At 64.2% G+C, this 13,943-nt stretch carries 13 protein-coding genes and 1 pseudogene; 8 read left to right on the forward strand and 6 right to left on the reverse strand.

Annotation, left to right across the window (positions count from 1 at the left end):
* Window positions 1-17 precede the first annotated feature (17 nt).
* Window positions 18-1,325 carry a winged helix-turn-helix domain-containing protein gene (locus tag EV644_RS29180; RefSeq protein WP_132192165.1) on the reverse strand — a complete coding sequence of 436 codons (1,308 nt, stop codon included), beginning with the start codon at window positions 1,323-1,325 and terminating at the stop codon, window positions 18-20.
* Between the two features lie 54 nt (window positions 1,326-1,379).
* Between EV644_RS29180 and EV644_RS29185 the strand changes: the two genes are divergently transcribed.
* The 3 genes from EV644_RS29185 to EV644_RS29195 all read left to right on the forward strand — a co-directional run bounded on the left by EV644_RS29185 (window position 1,380) and on the right by EV644_RS29195 (window position 3,282).
* Window positions 1,380-1,820, forward strand: a complete 441-nt coding sequence (locus EV644_RS29185) for a GNAT family N-acetyltransferase (RefSeq protein WP_132192166.1) — start codon at window positions 1,380-1,382, stop codon at window positions 1,818-1,820.
* 46 nt (window positions 1,821-1,866) lie between these two features.
* Entirely contained in the window at window positions 1,867-2,106 is a 240-nt protein-coding gene (locus EV644_RS29190; protein WP_132192167.1) for a DUF5652 family protein, read from the forward strand.
* Between the two features lie 180 nt (window positions 2,107-2,286).
* Complete coding sequence (locus tag EV644_RS29195) at window positions 2,287-3,282, forward strand: cation diffusion facilitator family transporter (protein ID WP_132192168.1); 996 nt, start codon at window positions 2,287-2,289, stop codon at window positions 3,280-3,282.
* A gap of 672 nt (window positions 3,283-3,954) precedes the next feature.
* On the opposite strand, the gene EV644_RS29200 is transcribed toward EV644_RS29195, so the two are convergent.
* The 3 genes from EV644_RS29200 to EV644_RS29210 form a co-directional block, all read right to left on the reverse strand.
* The gene (locus EV644_RS29200; RefSeq protein ID WP_132192169.1) at window positions 3,955-4,464 is read right to left on the reverse strand and encodes a hypothetical protein; all 510 of its coding nucleotides are present in this window, start codon (window positions 4,462-4,464) and stop codon (window positions 3,955-3,957) included.
* A gap of 119 nt (window positions 4,465-4,583) precedes the next feature.
* Complete coding sequence (locus tag EV644_RS29205; RefSeq protein ID WP_132192170.1) at window positions 4,584-5,147, reverse strand: hypothetical protein; 564 nt, start codon at window positions 5,145-5,147, stop codon at window positions 4,584-4,586.
* Window positions 5,148-5,256: 109 nt separating this feature from the next.
* On the reverse strand, window positions 5,257-5,784 hold the full coding sequence (locus EV644_RS29210; RefSeq protein WP_132192171.1) for a hypothetical protein: 528 nt from the start codon (window positions 5,782-5,784) through the stop codon (window positions 5,257-5,259).
* Between the two features lie 466 nt (window positions 5,785-6,250).
* Between EV644_RS29210 and EV644_RS29215 the strand changes: the two genes are divergently transcribed.
* A complete protein-coding gene (locus tag EV644_RS29215; protein ID WP_132192172.1) occupies window positions 6,251-9,106 on the forward strand; it encodes an NACHT domain-containing protein in 2,856 nt (951 codons plus the stop codon).
* 187 nt (window positions 9,107-9,293) lie between these two features.
* Window positions 9,294-9,734 carry a transposase gene (locus EV644_RS29220; RefSeq protein WP_158292953.1) on the forward strand — a complete coding sequence of 147 codons (441 nt, stop codon included), beginning with the start codon at window positions 9,294-9,296 and terminating at the stop codon, window positions 9,732-9,734.
* A 543-nt stretch (window positions 9,735-10,277) separates the two neighbouring features.
* Here EV644_RS29220 and EV644_RS29225 read toward each other — a convergent pair.
* Window positions 10,278-10,541: a hypothetical protein gene (locus EV644_RS29225; RefSeq protein ID WP_132192174.1), complete on the reverse strand. Its 264-nt coding sequence runs from the start codon at window positions 10,539-10,541 to the stop codon at window positions 10,278-10,280.
* A gap of 129 nt (window positions 10,542-10,670) precedes the next feature.
* Between EV644_RS29225 and EV644_RS29235 the strand changes: the two genes are divergently transcribed.
* Window positions 10,671-11,015 carry a DUF2218 domain-containing protein gene (locus EV644_RS29235; RefSeq protein ID WP_132192175.1) on the forward strand — a complete coding sequence of 115 codons (345 nt, stop codon included), beginning with the start codon at window positions 10,671-10,673 and terminating at the stop codon, window positions 11,013-11,015.
* Between the two features lie 430 nt (window positions 11,016-11,445).
* Window positions 11,446-11,823: pseudogene (locus tag EV644_RS29240) on the forward strand (ATP-binding cassette domain-containing protein); the annotation flags it as partial.
* 162 nt (window positions 11,824-11,985) lie between these two features.
* Here EV644_RS29240 and EV644_RS29245 read toward each other — a convergent pair.
* Window positions 11,986-12,825, reverse strand: coding sequence for an SDR family oxidoreductase (locus EV644_RS29245; RefSeq protein ID WP_132192176.1), 840 nt, complete (start codon window positions 12,823-12,825; stop codon window positions 11,986-11,988).
* Window positions 12,826-12,971: 146 nt separating this feature from the next.
* On the opposite strand from EV644_RS29245, the gene EV644_RS29250 reads away from it, so the two are divergent.
* Window positions 12,972-13,898, forward strand: a complete 927-nt coding sequence (locus EV644_RS29250; protein ID WP_132192177.1) for a helix-turn-helix transcriptional regulator — start codon at window positions 12,972-12,974, stop codon at window positions 13,896-13,898.
* Window positions 13,899-13,943: the final 45 nt, after the last annotated feature.

A 13,943-nucleotide genomic window follows, 5' to 3' on the forward strand; every position in this document is an offset into this window, starting at 1 on the left:
CCACTATTCGCCTCCGGTCAGACGGCTTGGGACAGGGCCAGCGCCAAATCGCCGGGAGCTTTGACCAGTAATCGGTCGAGGTCCAGCCACCGGGCCATCAGGTTGAGCTCGGCTGCCAGCGGTTCGACTATGTCGCCATCGGGTACGCCGGGCTCGGCGGTGACGGTTGGGACGACCAGAGCGGACTCCCGGCGATCGGCCTTCAGATCGACCTTGGCCACCAACCGGTCACCGAGCAGGAACGGCAGCACGTAGTACCCGTGGACCCGCTGCGCCGCCGGCGTGTAGATGCTGATCCGGTAGAAGAAGTCGAACAGCCGCTGGGTTCGGTCGCGGTTCCAGATCAACGTGTCGAACGGTGACAGCAAGGCGCGCGCCCGAACCGGTCGATCCTCGGCCTCCGACCACAGGTAGCTCTGCTGGGACACCCCCTCAACGCGTACCGGAACCAGCTCGCCGGCCTCCACCAACTCGCGGATCACGCGCTTGGCGGTTGCCGTCGGCAACGGGAAGTGCCCGCCGCTGGCGCCACACAACTCGCGCGCGGTCGCGACACCGAGCGTGCGGGCCGAGATCCGGAGCAACCCCCGCCGGGCCTCGTCGGCATCGAGCTCAGGTCCGGCGAGTACTGCGGCCGGCAGCACCCGCTCGGTCAGGTCATACAGACGCTCGAAGTTACGCCGCCCCGCGATCGCGACCCGTCCTGTGCAGAACAGGTATTCGATAGCGATCTTGGCGTCCTGCCAGTTCCACATCCGTCCAGTGGTCGGATCAGGATCCGGATCGGTCCGCTTGCGGCGCAGCCCATCGGGGCTGGCCTCGCCAGCCGTGACCGGCCCACGTTCGGTGACCACGGCAAGCACTTCGTCGACCAGTCCCGGCCGCTCCGCACTCAGCCGCTGCATACCGGCCACAACCGACCACGGCGCCGCCAGCTCCGGATCAAGCGCCGCATCCCACACCTGCCGCTCAGCCACCCGCATCCGCCACCGCAGCAACGAATAAGTCCCGATCGGAAGCAAACTTGCCTTATGCCCCCAGAAGTATTCGAACAGCTCTCGCTCCCCACCACCCCAAGCCATCCGATCCAACGTCGCCCGCGAATAGGCCCCCAGCCGAGCGAACAGCGGCAAGTAGTGCGAACGACAAACCGCGCTCACCGAGTCGACCTGCAGCACACCGAGCCGTGCAACCACCCGCCGAAGCTGCCGCACATCAACCCGTCCCGACGCTGGTGGATCCGCGAACCCCTGGCCAATGAGCGCGAGCCGCCGCGCCACGTCGATCGAAATCGTCTCCCCGGCCAGCCGCCGAACTGCTGCCATGGCCCGAACCTATCCCCAACGCCCACCGCGGCGCCGCGCGGTAGCGTGGCGCCCGTGGTGGACTGGGGTACTCGGCCGGCGTCGGTGGCGGACGTCGCGCCGTTGGCAGAGCTGCGTGCCGTGGTGTTGCGGGCGGATCTGGAACGGCTCGGGCGGTACGACGAGGAACGCGTGCGGCAGCGGCTGCGGGACGGGTTCGACCCGGCGCACACCTGGGTCATCGAGGTAGGCGGTGCGTTGGCCGGCTGCGTTGCACTGCGTCCGGCCGAGGACGCTCACTGGCTGGAGCACTTCTACCTGGCCCCGCATCTACAGGGCAGCGGCATCGGTTCCGGCGTACTGCGCGATCTGCTCGACCGGTGCGATCGCAGTGGTGTCCCTGTCCGGTTGAACGTGCTGCAGGGCAGCCCGGCCCGACGCCTGTACGAGCGGCACGGATTCACCCTCGTGGCCGAGGATCCGGTGGACGTATTCATGGTTCGCACGCCGACCTGAGAACCCGCTGCTTGCGGGGCGGGTCGGGTGGGCGCATCGTGGAGAAGTGGCCAAGCAGAAGTGGGACGAACTGAGTGATCGCAAGCGTCTCCTCATCATCGTGAGCGGTGTTCTCGAGAGTGCGCTGAAGGTCGCCGCTTTGGTTGACCTCGCCCGTCGACCGGCCGCCGAAGTCAGAGGATCCAAGTTCCCCTGGGCCGTAGCCATCGCGCTGACCAACTCGCTCGGCATGGTGCCGATTACCTATTTCCTCTACGGCCGCCAAAGGCCGCCGACGACGCCCTGACAGCTACTGCGACCTCACCGTGGGCAAACGGCTTGATCGGATCGGATGCGTCCTCGCAGTACTGGCGTTCCTGGATGCACACGTCCCACTCCGGTGACGCGGATGCGATCTCCAACCGCCGGCGTCCACCGCCACAGGTGTCTGCTGAGCTCGCGGTGGATCGAGGCTTAGGGTCGTACCGTGAGCACCTCGCAGGGCAGGGCCGCGTCGACCGGTGGCGACAGCCTCCTGACCGTCGTCGTCGCGTTGACCGCCAACCTGCTGATCGCGGTCGCGAAGACATTCGCTGCCGTCATCACCGGCTCCGCATCGATGATGGCGGAGTCCGCGCACTCCTGGGCGGACACCGGCAACGAGGTCTTCCTCCTGATCGGTGAGCGGCAGGGCGGGAGGCCCGCCGACCGGACTCATCCGCTGGGGTACGGCCGGGTCGGCTACATCTGGTCGATGTTCGCGGCGTTCGGGCTGTTCACCGTGGGTGCGGCAGTCTCGATCTGGCACGGGATCCAGTCGCTGCGCAACCCGGAGGCGGACGACTCGTCGTACGTGTGGGCGTACGCCGTCCTCGCGATCTCCTTCGTCCTGGAAGGCATCTCCTTCCTCCAGGCGCTACGGCAGACGAGAGCCGGCGCGACGCAACGCCGACTCCGCCCGCTGCGCTACTTGAAGGTCACCTCGAACCCCATGCTGCGCGCGGTGTTCGCCGAGGACCTGTCGGCCCTGATCGGCATCATCATCGCGACGCTCGCCATCACCCTGCACCAACTCACCGGCAACGCCGCCTGGGACGCGATCGGCTCCATCGTGGTCGGCCTCCTACTCGCCTTCGTCGCCTTGTTCCTGATCAGCCGCAATATGGACTTCCTCACCGGCGAGGCCGTAACCCCACTCGCCCGCAACCGAGCACTACGAGCCCTCCTCGACCACGACGACATCGAGCGAGTCAGCTTCCTCCACATGGAATGGGTAGGCGCCGACAAAATCTTCCTGGTCGCCGCGGTAGACATGATCGGCGACGCGCCAGAATCCGACCTCGCCGTACGCCTCAACAGAGTAGAAGACGCCCTGAACGCCCGCCCAGAAATCGAACGAGCCCTCCTGACCCTCACCCGCCCCGGCGACCCCACGGACCTCCGCCCAGAACAACTCCCACCCTGGTACGTCGAATCCCCCTGACACCTGCCCGCCGGGTGGCTCTGTGCAACACGAGACGACTCGCTCGCCTTCCCCACCGCAGGAACCAGGCGGAAGGCTCCACCTGTTCTACGAACAAGTGCACCTGGACCTGCACATAGCCGCCACTGGCGCAGGCATCTAGCTCGGCCGGGGGCCAGCGCACTGCCCTCAGATCATGCCAACTTGGCGCAGCGTCTCCGTGAGCGTGTCGTCCGATGTGGAGTGACCGTGTTCGAGGCCTTTCAGGGAGACAGTCTCCTGCGCGAGGCCGTTAACGTGAAATGTCGACTAGTTCCGACAGGTTGGGCACACACGGCCTATGAGGAAAGGTCGAAGGAGGTGCAGGCGGTGGCTACTGTCAACAAGGTAGAGACTGTCCACCTCGACACCCGGGTCATCGTGGTGGAGAACGCGAGTGGGTGCGACCGGATGGTCACCCATCAGCTCCCGATATGAGACCTCGGTACGGCGGTGGATACTGTCCCACCGCACCCCGGTAACGTGAATCAGACCTGAGTCGTGCCACATTAGTAACCCCGGGGTAGGGCGTTCAGGGTGCCGTCTTCCGACGAAACGGTACTGCCCTGAGCCGTCGCAGTCCTGTGGAAGCCGACTGAGAACGAGCGGATCGACCTCCGGATCGATTGGAGCTAGCGAGCGCGCTCCGTGCGCTCAGGCGTCGAGGGCACCGGTGTAGGTGCTGCTGAGGTGGGCGCCCGCGAAGTGACGGGTCAGGTCTCCAATGCCGGTCATGCCCGCGAACTGTCCGGTTGCGTCTTGCACTTCCCAGCTGCCGCTAGCGCGGCGTGGATTTCCGTAGCCGTTCCCCTTGAAGAATGTCTTGCCGGTGCCGCATCCCACGCCGGCCTCGGCCAGGGTAAGTGTGCTGCCATCAGCGAGCGTGAATCTGGCTGTCGCCATGTAATTCCTGCACGGATCGCCCGTGAGCTGGATCGAAATGAGGAAGAAGCGGTACTGCGCCGCGCCGAACCTCTCGATGATCGCGTCGCCGCACAACTGGGCACCATCTGGACACCCGACGGGCAACTGCTGCTGGCCCTTGATCTCGGCGCTGAAGTCGGTGATCTGGGCTGCGGCCGGACGAGCCAGGAGCAGACTGGCGGCCACCGAAACAAGTAGCGCGAAGCAGACCGCGCCGTGGTGGGAAACTCGGCGCAGCATAATGCCCCCTCTAATGGTCGCCATCCTGGAGCCTGCACCGTCAGCGCGACTCTACGGAGAGCATGCAGATCGCCGCGTTGTCGCCCCGTTGTCACCACGTTGTCGTCAGGTTCTTGCCGCTACCTGGCGGTGGCGACCCGATGGACCGCAGCGATCAGTCGCCGATGGCACCAGTCTGCCAACGACTCTGTCGACGAAGGCGAGTGGAAGCGTGCCCGACGAAGACTCAGGTCGCTCCACGGACCGCCCAGAGCGCGGAAGACCGTTCGTAACGCCGGCGCCGCGACGCCGATCTCCTCCAGCACGCGAAGGCTGTCGGCCTTCGAGGTCGGCTCGATGATCCGCGTCAGCACCAGCGCCCTGAAGGCCTCATCGGCTATCGCGTCGAACCCGAGCCGCGCATGGGTGCCAGCGAGTACGTCCCACAGCAGCTGGCTGCGCATCCCCGAGACACGAGCCCCCGACCGCGACGCCTCCGCAGCCGGCCCGGTGTCGGCAAAGTCGGGGACGCCTTGCCCTTCATGGAGGCGTTGCCGCGCGATCTCCATCAGCAGTGCGAGCTGGGCCTCGTCATGAGCCGAGCCGATGTGGTCGATCCCCACCACCCGACGGCCCAGCTTGTGCACGATCTGCACGGCCCGAGCACCCGACGCGGTGGGCACCTTCCGGATGAACGAGGCCACGCCGCAGGCTACCAACCCCCGAATTGGTCACCCCGAAACGCCTCCCACCACCACAAAAGCCCAGGTCAGCGGCCTGCCCGCCCCTCCGGAGCCACATGGGTGGCACGAGTCAGGTCAGAGTCAGGTCGGAGAGAACGTCTGCTGCCCTGAGTAAGGCGAGCAGGTCGGATAGAGCAGACTCAAAGGCTGCCGGCAAGTCGATCGGGTCGACGTTTCGGAGGTGTGACTCATCATTGCGCCGACTATTCAGCCGCCGTCGAGCGTCGCAAGCGGCTTGACTCTCTAGCAACAGCTGCAGGTCCCGCAATGGATGGCCATCTAGGAGGGTCCGGAAAGCCCTACTATCTCGGACCTCCTCCAAGATCGCCACCCAATCGGCGAAGCCGAGCCCTTTGCCTCGTCCAAAGCTCGTTCGAATGCTTCGGCTGTATCCAAGCTCGGTACCCGCGCCCTTGGCAAGAATCAATGCCAAGTATGCGGCGTAGCACAACAGCACTTCGGCGGCCTGCAGGACCGACTCATAGGCATCGCGTGACACACCAGCACTCTTCTGCGCCTCGACCACTCGCCATCGGTATGCGACAGGGAACGGGAAGCGCGTCCTTACTACATAGCCATAGTCATCGAGATTCGCCACCGCCTCCACCCTCAAGCGCGAAGACTTACCGTGGGTGACCAAGCGCGTCCAGCCGCCTCTGATGTCCTCGTCCCGCGGAAACGCCGACTGCAGAACTTCCTCTGCTTCAGCCCGCCACGCCTCGAAGCTCCTGGCCGCGTTGGCGAGATCCTCTTTTGGCCGTCCTGCGGGTGATCCCGGACCTCGCGAGTCAACGTGACCGACACATCAGTCTGGTGCAGATATAGCTCGTCGACCTCCAAGGACTGCAACATCGCATCAGCCCCGCCAGCGGCGCGACCGTTAGCACCACCCATGCGTGCAAATCGGTGTGCTTCCAGGTCGACTAACCGTTCACATCTGACAACCGCTGAGATCCATCACATGACATCGAACCGCCGGAGCTCAAGCGATTGATTGAATGAATCGGCCGCTATTCTTGTCCTGAGACCTGGCGTGACTGACGCTGCCCAGCCACACTGACTCCGTGGCAGATCCCGTCTTTATCGCACTGAGCGCATCAATCGTCAAGGCAGCAGTGAAGATCTGGCTCAAGGACAACGACTTCGCCGCGGATGTGTCCGGGTCATTGATCGACATCATCCGCGACAAAGTCCGAGATCGGCGGAATCAGATCGATGTCGAGAGAGTCTTTCAGGATCTCGACTTCGAGGTTGAGCGAAGACTACTAAAGGCCTTTCCGCATGAGTACCGGGAAATCCCTGAAAACGATCGCCTCGCCACGGTACACGCAGTTCGAGGAACTATCGAAGCAGCACGATTGGATCAAGATGATCTATTTGCGGCGGATCTAGATCCGAGATTCTTAAAGGCTCATATTGAAACCGTCACAAAAAGGCAACCGGCGAACGATCTCAGCGCGGATGCAGTTGAGCTCTACGATGATATCCTGGACGAGTCATGCGTATGCATTGTGGAAGCATCTCGAAGGCTGCCAGGATTTAGCACTGCGGCGTTCACGGAACTCCTACGGCGGCAGTCAGCTCTATTGAATGCGCAGAGCTCAATGGCACGGGACTTCCAGGACCTGCTTCTACGCCTTCCGACGCCTCAACCCGATCTCTCAGGGTCGGACGCCGAGGCAGCAGCGTTCGAGGGGATATATCGCATCCAAATAGGTGGCATACTCGACACGCTTCACCTCTTTGGGGTGACTGTCACTACTGCTAAGTACGACCTGACGTCGGCGTACGTTAGTATTTCTGCCCAGTCAAACTCTAGCACCGCAAACGTCGCTGGGGGCCAGCCGATCGAGGATACGATCGCTCAGCACGCGCGAATATTCCTTCGAGCACCAGCGGGCTATGGGAAAACCACGATCCTTCAGTGGACAGCTGTGCGGGCAGCGTACCGAGATTTCCCGAGTTCGATGGACAGCCTCAACAATTTTGTGCCCTTCTACATTCCACTACGCAACTACGCTGCGACCGAACTACCCCAGCCGCCGGAGTTTGTCAGGCGTGCGGGTCGGCACCTGGGCGAGCAAATGCCTCCAGGTTGGGTGGAGCAAGTTCTTTCGGCAGGGCGTGGCCTGATCCTCATTGATGGAGCCGACGAAGTCCCAGAGCAGCGACGAACCCAAGTCAAGGCATGGATTAGCCGCCTGACCGCGGACTTCCCAAACTCGCGATTCATCGTAAGCACACGCCCGGAAGCCACCGCAGAGGACTGGCTGACTCACGAAGATTTCACCTCGACTCATCTGCTTCAGTTATCCGACCGCGGAATCGACCGCCTCGTACGCCGCTGGTACCGCGCAGCAGCCAATGCCATCGCAGACGGGGACGAACGCGACCGCATTCAAGGACTCTCCGATCCGCTGCTGGAAACAATTAATCTGGAGAGACACCTCCGACGGATTGCATCAGTGCCGCTAATGTGCGCCTTGCTGTGCGCGCTCCATCGAGATGGATACGACGTTCGACGCTCCGATCGCCAGGAGGTGTACGATAAAGCGCTGGATATGTTGATCGAGCTGCGCGACACTGCGCGTGGAGTCTCCGTCGATGAGATTGGACTCAGCCGCAAAGACAAAATCTCAATCATGCGCGACCTCGCCTATTGGCTGCGCAGGAACAAATTAGTTGACGTCGACCGGACACAGGTCATTGCTCATCTCGCCAGGTTAACTCGCACGCTCGTGCACGTAGATGCATCACCTCAATCGATATACGAGCACCTCCTTCACAGAAGCGGGCTCCTGCAGGAACTCACCGTAAACGTGATGAGCTTCGTACATCGATCCTTTCAGGACTATCTGACGGCCCAGGCGATGATCGAGGCCGACGATATCGGTGTCCTGGTGGAGAGTGCGCACGACCGCAACTGGCAGGACATCGTCGTGATGGCCGCGGGGTACGCATCCCGTCCCGTTCAAGTACGGCTCTTAGAGGGAATCGTCAGGCGTAGCGACTCAGAGCAAGAGAACCAGCGAAGTCTTGGGCTAGTTGCAGTAGCTTGTGTGGCGGTCGTCTCCGATCTACCGAAGACGCTTCAGTCAGCAATTGAGGAGCGTGCGAAGGAACTCGTCCCGCCAACCACAATGGAAGAGGCGGCGAAGCTAGCAACCGCCGGCCCGCTAGTCCTCGAGGCGCTCGAAGCCAAGCCTCCATCCACCAGCGCCCAAGTTGCCGCGGCAGTCCGCGTGGCCCGACTTATTGGTGGCGAGGACTCGCTGCGTTACATCGCGAAATTCAAAGATGATGACTCACCGGCCGTGCGGACGGAGATCGTCGACGCGTGGCAAGCTTTCGATCCAACTGAGTTCGCGCGGATTATGCTGCCATCGATCCGTGAGATCACAATCACAAACCCGTCCCTCATGGCTGGCATTACACATCTCACGGGAGTAGAGTCGCTATCACTCAAGTTCATTGACGAAGATATAGATCTCTCATTCATTGACGCCATGCCTAAACTGAAGAGCCTAGAGATAGAATCCAATGCCTATCTCGACCTAGCCCCCCTCGTAGCCGCTTCACCGAAACTTGAGTCCTTGACAGTTACTTCGAACAAGCATGTCTACATGCGCCAACTCCCCGATATTAAGGGACTTCGCCGGATCGGAATTGGCCGAACTTACTTCGGTACCGGGCTTGGAATTCTAAGCAAGTGCGTCACGTTGGATATTCTGACCCTGTTCGGCGACGCTGATCTTGCAACACTGCAGGTCTTGTCTGGCAAAACGATCCGCATTGCTGGTGCGGTTAGAAAACATGGCGGAGTCGAGGCTACGAACACAATCGAAATCGTGCTCGGCGGGCGCCTGGTTGAGCGGCCTACGGGTAGCGGACCGCTACTGACCGAATACCGAGGTGGCTGAATCTGGCCAGCAGCAGCAGGCGACAGCCGGAGGTTGCGCCGTCTGGATGCTTGGGGCGACGGCTAGCTGGATCCGAGAGGATCGCGACGCCAGTACTTGTGAACTGACTGTCGACAACCGTCCTGTGCACCGGTTCAGATATCCCGGCTTCTCATCGTATGAGCGGACGCGTAAGGTGCGGGGCCGGGTGGCCGGCGATCCGGGCTATGTCGCGGTGCAACAGATCCCCGGGATCGGCCCGACCCTGGCCGCGGTGCTGGTCGCCGAGATCGGCGACATCACCCGGTTCACCCGGGCCGAGCAGCTGACCTGCTGGGCCGGGCTGACACCCACCCACCACGAGTCCGACACCCACGTGCACCGGGGCCGGATCACCAAGCAAGGGTCCCGGCTGGTCCGGTGGGCGGTGGTCGAGTCGGTGCAGATCCTGCCCGCGACCACCACGGTGGGGCGGTTCCGCGACCGGGTCGCTGCCCGCCGCGGCCACAACATCGGCGTCGTCGCCGCCGGCCGCCGCCAACTCGAGTACGTCTACTACGCGCTGCGCGACCACCACGTGCGCGCCCTGGACCCAGCCCTGAACCGAGCCCCGGACAACACCATCCACCAACCCGCGACCGCGGCATGAACCGTGGTCGCCGCGGACCGGTCGCCGCGGATCGTGCAGGTCAAGACCCCCACCCGTGGGTGGCGTGGTCGCTCCTCTGATTGATCCCGACCGACCGGCACGTCGCGAACCCCATCATGCCGCCCGCTTGCCGCGGTGAAGGAATGACAGCAGCCCCACACCCCGGGGGACTGCGACCGCCGGTGACACCGGCCATGACGAGCGCTACGCCCAACACCCCGACTCAGCAATCGGAGCCCAACCGCACAACCCTTCTCCGCAATCCAGATCGTGCGCCGAACCCAGCGAAGAAGCAGAACAACGGTCACAAGCACCTCTTGACCGACCCCGCTCCTTCAGGAATGACCTGCGGATATATGTCAGCGGATGCGCATCCTGAGATCGCGCGAGATCACCAGACGCTGGATTTCTGAGGTGCCTTCGGAGATGGTGTAGATCTCTGCCCGCCTTGTGGGCGGTTTGTGCCCGCAGGGCTGAATTGGCCTCAGACCTGCGAGCTTGTCGGTCCGTGTTGCTCGACCGTGATCGTCGCGTACCGTCGTCTCACGGAGCTGTGGCGGAGCCGGTGCAAGCCTCCGACTCTCCTTGCTCGGGGACCTGGCTTCGCAACCCAGCCAGCGTGACGGCGACCAGACGCCGTACCGCCGCCTTCGACGGTGCGACGCCGGCCGCGGGCGCATGGACGCAGTACGCCGCCAACTCCTTCGGCGGTACGTCGTTCCGCACCCGTCCGGCAGCGACATCCTCGGCCCGTCTGATCTCTGAGCGACGGCAGTCGGTACAGATGGTTGCCGACCTGGCGCTCATGCCAGGCAAGCAGGATCGTCTCGACGTCGGGGAAGTACTTTTAAAGGGTCGCCCGCCTGAGCCCAATGCGCATTGCGACCTCCGACATCGTCACGCCGGTCACCCCACGCCTAGCGAAGGAGTCAGCAGATGCCCACCGCCGAGGGATTCGTCAGCACCGATCGGGCCGATCGCTATCTCAGTCAGCTCAGCAGGCATCTCGGCCACGGACCAGCTGGGATCCAGGCCGACACGCGGACGGACGGCAGCTTGTTCCTCGACTTGGGCGACGCGACCTGCGTCCTGTCCGCAACTCCGGCCGGGCTCCGCCTCCAGGCGGAATCCTCGGCCGAGGACCAGTTGGCGCAACTTCAACGCCGACTCGCCGGCCGCATCGAGCAGATCGGCCACCGCGACTCCCTCACCGTGCACTGGAATCCCCCTCCCCCGCCCGCCAACGCTGCCGAGCGTCACACCCCCTCCAGCCACGCCTGACCAGCGGTTGTTCCTCGACCAGTTGCGCGACTAGGACCTGCGCACAAGCCTCTGCGAGACGGCGAGCAGGGTGGGTGGTCATCCGCTTCGGCCGCAACCCGGGAGATCCGGCCGAAGAATTCGAGGGGCAACCCTTCGGCTCGCCGGGAACGGTGACCGGTCCTGATGACCGTGGATCTCGTGGCCTGGGCCACCTTCTGATGTCCGATCCCGGCGAGCCTGTGAGCTCCCCTGTACCTCCAGCCTGCGACGACCGGGACGCGCGGCACAGGGCCGGAAGTCCTGACCCCGTCGCTCGAACTTTCGTCGGGGCGCTCTGGAAGTAGGGACCTTCTCCCCTGCCGGACCGACTTACCGGCGGAGAGTCGAACTGGAAGGCCGAAGAGGACAACCGCATTGGTTCGAGCGGGAGCTTGACGAGGTGAGGAACATGACGGTGGTAATTTCGGCGTCCGGGCTGGTGAAGAACTTCGGCCCGACCAGGGCACTCGACCATCTCGACCTGGCCGTCTCGACCGGGGAGGTCCACGGCTTCCTGGGGCCCAACGGTGCGGGTAAGACCACCACGATCCGGATCCTGTTGGGGCTGTTGCGGCGCGATGCCGGACAAGTCGCCGTACTGGGCGCAGACCCGTGGCGGGACACCGTCAGCCTGCACCACCGCCTGGCCTACGTACCGGGAGAGGTGAATCTCTGGCCCAACCTGACCGGTGGTGAGGTCATCGATCTCCTGGGTTCACTGCGCGGCGGCCTGGACCGTTCGCGTCGAGCTGATCTCCTCGATCGGTTCGCGCTGGATCCGACCAAGTCCTCACCCTGCTCGCAGTCGTCGCCGCCCTCACCCTGACCGGCCTCGCGTCACTCCGCCACTGGAACCTCACCCTCCCCGCCTGACCACGGCGCGGCGCAACCGCCACGAGAGATGGCTCCAGGCAGAAGCTCCCGGGCCGGGCGGGGTCGATGGGTGCCCTCAGTCCTCGTACGCCAGGTTGCTGGACAGTTCGCGGTGCGCGTCGGCCTGGTCGCGGAGTTGCTGGGCTTTGTGTTGGAACGTTGCCACTGCGTCCGCGCCGGCCGCGAAGCGCAGCGGCGGCTGATCGAGCCTCACGAGGCTGGTCAGTGCATCGGCGAGCTTGGTCGGGTCGCCGCCCTGCTGACCGTTCATGCTGTTCCAGGCCTCCACCGTCCGCTTGGTGCGCTCGGCGTAGTCGTCGATCGAGGCGTCGGCGTAGCTGGTCGACTCCGGAGTCAGCAGCTCAGTGCGGAAGAAGCCAGGCTCGACGAGCATCGTGCGGATCCCGAACGCTGCGACCTCCGGCGTCAGCGACTCCATCCAGCCCTCCAGACCGAACTTCGACGCGGCGTAGGCGGTCAGGAATTCTCCGCCCGTCAGACCGGCCGTCGACGAGATCGTGACGACGAGCCCGGAGCGCTGGGCACGCAGTACGGGAAGGACCGCACGGGTGACGTTGATCGGGCCGAACAGGGTGGTCTCGATCTGCGCCCGGAAGTCCTCGGGGCTGATCTCCTCGAAGAACCCGGCGTAGAAGTTGCCCGCGTTGTTCACCAGCACGTCGATCCGGCCGAACCGGTCGACGGCAATTTGGACGGCTGCCTCTGCGGTGGCAGCGTCCGTGACATCGAGGCTGACGACTTGGAGGTCGTCGTGGTCACCGATCGCAGAGCTGACTCGCTCGGTGTTGCGCCCCGTCGCCACGACAGCGTCCCCGGCGGCCAGGGCGGCCTTGGCGATGTCGACGCCCATGCCGCGGCCGGCGCCGGTGATGAACCAAACCTTCTTGTCAGTCATACGACTGCACGTCCTTCTGGTTGATGTGTACGACAACGCGGTCACACTCTCCACAGAACCAGTGGCCGCGAGCGCGCGGGAGACCCTGTCAAAGGGGCACTGAGAGGGACCCCCAAACCCGGAGAAGCGCTCGTAGAGTGGACGACATGGCAGGCAGGAACGACGATCGCGACACCTGTGGCGAGATTCGTGACGACGTCCGCACGGACATCCGGGAGTTCCTCACCACCCGCCGTGCCCGGATCAGCCCCGAGCAAGCCGGACTGCCCATCTACGGCGGAGCCCGCCGTCGGGTCTCTGGTCTGCGCCGCGAGGAGGTCGCCCTCCTGGCAGGTATCTCGACCGAGTACTACACCCGGCTCGAGCGCGGCAACGCCACCGGTATGTCCGAAGGCGTCATCGGCGGCATCGCCCACGCGCTGCAGCTCGACGAGGCTGAGCGGACCCACCTGCTCGACCTGCTCCGCGCCGCCGGTACGAGCCGCCGCCCGCCGCGCCGCCGACTGACCCGGCAGCGCGTCCGGCCCACGGTGCAGCGTGTGCTGGACTCGATGAGCGGCACGCCTGCATTCGTGCTCAACGGACGACTCGACGTGCTGACCGCCAACGCGCTCGGCTACGCGTTGTTCGCGCCGATCTACGCCGATCCGGTCAGGCCGCCGAACAACGCCCGGTTCGTCTTCCTCGATCCGCACGCCGGCGAGTTCTTCCGGGACTGGGACACAGTCGCCAACGACACCGTCGCCCTGCTGCGCGCCGAGGTCGGACGCGACCCGTACGACCGACAACTGTCCGACCTGATCGGTGAACTGTCCACCCGCAGCGATGACTTCCGGGGCCGATGGGCCGCGCACAACGTCCGGATCCACACCACCGGCATCAAGCTCCTTCACCACCCGGTAGTGGGAGACCTTGACCTACCGTTCGAGTCCTTCCCGCTGGCATCCGACCCCAGCCAGAGCCTTCTCACCTACACCGCCGAGCCCGGATCCCCGTCACAAGACGCCCTGAACCTTCTCGCCAGTTGGACCGCGACTACCAACGTCGAGCAGCCAGCGTCGACGTCTGATTGAGTCAGACCGACCCGCGGCAAGCCCATCGCATGAGAGCCCGACGGC

Source organism: Kribbella orskensis, assembly GCF_004342085.1.
GTDB lineage: Bacteria > Actinomycetota > Actinomycetes > Propionibacteriales > Kribbellaceae > Kribbella > Kribbella orskensis.

Bases quoted from the DNA above. Each gene is read 5' to 3' on its own strand.
- EV644_RS29180 (WP_132192165.1), bottom strand. From the start codon at position 1,325: ATGGCAGCAGTTCGGCGGCTGGCCGGGGAGACGATTTCGATCGACGTG.
- EV644_RS29200 (WP_132192169.1), bottom strand. From the start codon at position 4,464: ATGCTGCGCCGAGTTTCCCACCACGGCGCGGTCTGCTTCGCGCTACTT.
- EV644_RS29225 (WP_132192174.1), bottom strand. From the start codon at position 10,541: ATGAGCGCCAGGTCGGCAACCATCTGTACCGACTGCCGTCGCTCAGAG.
- EV644_RS29235 (WP_132192175.1), top strand. From the start codon at position 10,671: ATGCCCACCGCCGAGGGATTCGTCAGCACCGATCGGGCCGATCGCTAT.
- EV644_RS29245 (WP_132192176.1), bottom strand. From the start codon at position 12,825: ATGACTGACAAGAAGGTTTGGTTCATCACCGGCGCCGGCCGCGGCATG.
- EV644_RS29250 (WP_132192177.1), top strand. From the start codon at position 12,972: ATGGCAGGCAGGAACGACGATCGCGACACCTGTGGCGAGATTCGTGAC.